Origin of the sequence: Starkeya nomas (genome assembly GCF_902703545.1) — a bacterium.
Lineage (GTDB): Bacteria > Pseudomonadota > Alphaproteobacteria > Rhizobiales > Xanthobacteraceae > Ancylobacter > Ancylobacter moscoviensis.
This window is the reverse complement of sequence record NZ_CACSAS010000009.1, coordinates 1-2,985: the sequence shown is the minus strand read 5'-3', so window position 1 is coordinate 2,985 and position 2,985 is coordinate 1. Positions and strand designations below refer to the sequence as shown.

The window sequence follows — 2,985 nt, the reverse complement described above, 5'->3', positions numbered from 1 at the left end:
CGCGATCCATGCCAACGCCCAGGCGATCGACCTGCGCGCGCTGCGGGAGCATGTGCACGAGATCGGCCACGTCACCGGCCTGCTCGACGCGCTCAACGCCAAGTCGGACAAGACGCACAAGCATGCGCTGAACGATCTTTCAGACGTCGACGCACCGGACCCGGCGAACTACCACGTCATGGTTCGCATCGGCGACAAATGGGTCTCGGCCGCGCTCCTGCTGGGCCACATTTCGGGCTGGGAAGACACCGTCGATGCCAAGATCGACGGCAAGATCGCCGCGCTTGCCGGCGGGGCGCCGGCGACCCTCGACACCTTCGCCGAGATCGCGGCGGCGCTGGGCAATGATCCAAACCTAGCGACCACGATTTCGACGGCGCTGGGCAACCGCTTGCGCTTCGACGATGAGCAGACGCGCACGGCGGCCGAGAAGACGCAGGCGCAAACGAATCTTGGCGGCACGGCGACCGGCCGGGCGGTCTTCGAGGCGGCTGACAAGGCGGCGGCGCGGAATGCCATCGGTGCCGTGCCGGCCTCACATCCACATCCGATCGGCGAGGTCACCGGCCTTCAGGCTGCGCTCGACAGCCTCGCTGCACAGGTCAGCGCCCGAGCGCTGGGTACGGACCTCGCTTGGACGAACGGTCAGGTCGCGAGCAAGCCGAATGCCGACAGCATCTCCCATGTCGGCCTTGCCAGCGGAGACCCGAACAAGCCGTATATGCGTCAGGCGTCCAACAGCGCCGTCCTGTATCTGCAAAGGGAGCTGGGCTTCACGCCGGTCAGGACGTGGGGCTCCAACCTAGTTTATTTTGGATGGAACGGCGGAAAGTTTGTTGGTCAGGTCGATGACTACTACGCTGGCAATATCGCCCTAGAGAGTTGGGTCAACGGGACCTTCGCGACCCTATCCCAAGTCAACAACGGCTGGGTGTCCCAGCAGTCCGCCGATGCGGTTGGCTCTTACAGGTATTCGACGACGGCGGGGCCGAGCATCACGTTCGGCGGCGGCATCGCGGGGTCCAGCCTGAACGGCGCGCCTCCCGGCACGTGGCGTTGCATGAGCCACCCAAGCGCCAACGGATCGACCGCCGGCATCTTCGTGAGGGTATCGTGATGACAGAAATCCCGTCCTTTACCCCGCACGAGATCAAGCCCGGCTCGGCGGTCTACAACGCGCACGGCACAATCGACTGCGAGCACCGTCCCGGCCACCTCAGCCTTCCCGAGGGGGAATGGTGGCCTTACAACGCGAAGCCGGATGATTGCGAGGAGGCCGGGCGCGACGTCTACGCCCGCCTGCTCGACGGCGAGGCCGGGCCGATCGCGCCCTATGTGGCGCCGCCGCCGGTGGTACCTTACTCAGTCACCCGAGCGCAGGCCCGTGTCGCGCTCTTCGAGGCCGGTCTCCTCGCCCAGGTCGACGCGGCCGTGGCGGCGCATCCCTACGAGCTGGTGCGCATCTGGTGGGCGGACGCCCTCAATATCGAGCGCAATCACCCGTACCTCGTCGCCATGGCCGTAGAGCTGGAGCTGACCGAGCAGCAGGTAGACCAGCTGTTCATCACGGCGGCGACGCGGGTATAGATGCGGGAAGCGCCGGCCCAGCAAGGAGGTCGGTGACACCTGTCACCGGCTCCGCTTTTCATCGTGCTCGCTAGCCTCGCCTTCGATCCTCCCACGGTCAAGGCGGAACAGGCATGGCAGCCCTCACTCGTAACCACGGCGTTCGCTTTCTCGATGCGGGCGAGGACGCTCGCACTGTCGTTACGCCGGACTTCTCGACCATCGCCATCGTGGCCGAGGCGGAGGAGGCCAACCCGGACCTTTTCCCGCTCGAAACGAGCGTGCATCTCTATGGTGACGAGGCCGACAAGATCGCCCGGCTGGGTGACGCCGGCGAGATCGGCGACGCCATCGACGACATCCTGTCGGAGGGCGTGGCCGGCTCGATCCTCGTGCACCGCGTGCCGAAGAAGGTCACGCGCAACGAGCAGATCGGCGCCATCGTCGGCGATCCGTCCGACCGCACGGGCATGTGGGGGCTACTCGACGCCCGGTCGCGCACCGGCGTGCGTCCCGGCCTGATCCTTTCCCCCGGAAACACCAACGACAATCTCATCGGCGCCACGACCGCCACCGTGACGGCGCAGGGCTCCGGCTACACCCAGGCGGCCCCGGTCTTCGCTTCGGCCGGGGCGCTCGTCGTGCCCACCGGCACCTGTGTCATCGAGGGCGGCAAGGTCATCGGTGTGCGCATCGACAATGCCGGCATCGGCATCACCGGGGCCGTCACCTGCACCATCGTTGGTGACGGCGACGGCGCCACCTGCGAGGTGGCCACCGGGCCGGTCGCCAATCCCGTCGCGCTCACCACGATGGCCGTCGCACGCCGCGTGCTTGGTATCGGCATCGTCGACGGCCCGAACCTCGACCGGCAGGCGGCCTTCCAGTGGGCGGAGCGCCTGCGTCGCGACGATGGGCGCTATCTCTACCCGATCGACCCGGCGGTCCGTCGCTTCGCGGTCCTCGACGGATCGGACGATACGATCCTCACCCGGCCGTCCTCGGCCGTGGTGGCGGCACTGTTCGCCAAGCGCGACCGGGCGCGCGGCGGTCCCTACTGGAGCCCGGAAAACCAGACCTCCAGCGGTATCGTCGGGGTGGCGCGCCCGATCTCCTATTACGACGGCGAGATCGACCACGAGGCCAATTTTCTCGTCTCCACGGCCGGCGTGAACACGTGGATCGAAGGCAAGGAGCTGTTCGGTTCCGAGACGCTGTCGAACGACAGCAACTGGCGCTTCATCAACAAGGTCCGCACCGAGAACGCCATTCGCGCCTCGCTGCCCGGCGCGCTGCGTAAATGGCGCGGCGAGCTTTTCACCTCCCATAACGCCCTGATGGTGGTGAAGACCATCGAGGCGTTCCTGGACGAGCTCGTCCAGCTCGGCGTGGTGCTCGGCTATACCCGCTACTTCGACC

At 66.8% G+C, this 2,985-nt stretch carries 3 protein-coding genes; all 3 read left to right on the top strand.

What is annotated here, in order from left to right:
- Window positions 1-1,117 (top strand): phage tail repeat domain-containing protein (locus STARVERO_RS21745; protein WP_244616982.1); only part of this gene is annotated, 1,117 nt, incomplete at its 5' end.
- Entirely contained in the window at window positions 1,117-1,587 is a 471-nt protein-coding gene (locus STARVERO_RS21740; RefSeq protein ID WP_159602051.1) for a hypothetical protein, read from the top strand. The genes STARVERO_RS21745 and STARVERO_RS21740, both read left to right, overlap by 1 nt.
- A 113-nt stretch (window positions 1,588-1,700) precedes the next feature.
- Window positions 1,701-2,985: phage tail sheath protein (locus tag STARVERO_RS21735; RefSeq protein WP_159602049.1), on the top strand; the 1,285-nt coding region annotated here is incomplete at its 3' end.

Coding starts and splice junctions, on each gene's coding strand:
- STARVERO_RS21740 (WP_159602051.1), top strand. CDS start 1,117: ATGACAGAAATCCCGTCCTTTACCCCGCACGAGATCAAGCCCGGCTCG.